The following is a 401-nucleotide window of genomic DNA, read 5'->3' on the forward strand; positions in this document are numbered from 1 at the left end:
CAGGGCGAGAGCGTGAACATTTTTTAAGCATGTATCACCCTCTCCATGTACTCAATGTCCATGGCAGCCATCCGCTGTTTGCGCCGAATACCGGCCTTTTTGGTGGTTTCACGGCGCAGTTGGTTAGCGGCAACATGACGTAGCGTCGCCAGGTTATTGGCACTGTGGCCCCGGTTGATCTTGCAGGCATCTTCTCGAAACGCAACATCCAGTACCCAGTGCAAGCGATTCTCAACATCCCAGTGGCTGCGCACGCTCTGTGCAAAGTCTTCTGCGCTGAGTACAGCCGAGCTGATGTAGTACCGATGCTCCAGCATCTCCTGTCCCTCTTTGCTGAGGCTGTAGCGCGTCGCCATTCCGACCGTTTTCAAACCGGGCCAGTTGGGTAAATCCTCAACCTC

Annotated in this window: 1 protein-coding gene; it reads right to left on the reverse strand. The window is 54.9% G+C overall.

Annotated features, from left to right (window positions below; translation table 11 throughout):
- Positions 1-23: 23 nt before the first annotated feature.
- On the reverse strand, positions 24-401 hold a 378-nt coding region (locus KTN04_RS16725), incomplete at its 5' end, for an ISAs1 family transposase (RefSeq protein WP_217336350.1).

The sequence above is a fragment of the Marinobacterium weihaiense genome, from assembly GCF_019061305.1.
GTDB classification, from domain to species: Bacteria; Pseudomonadota; Gammaproteobacteria; order Pseudomonadales; family Balneatricaceae; genus Marinobacterium; species Marinobacterium weihaiense.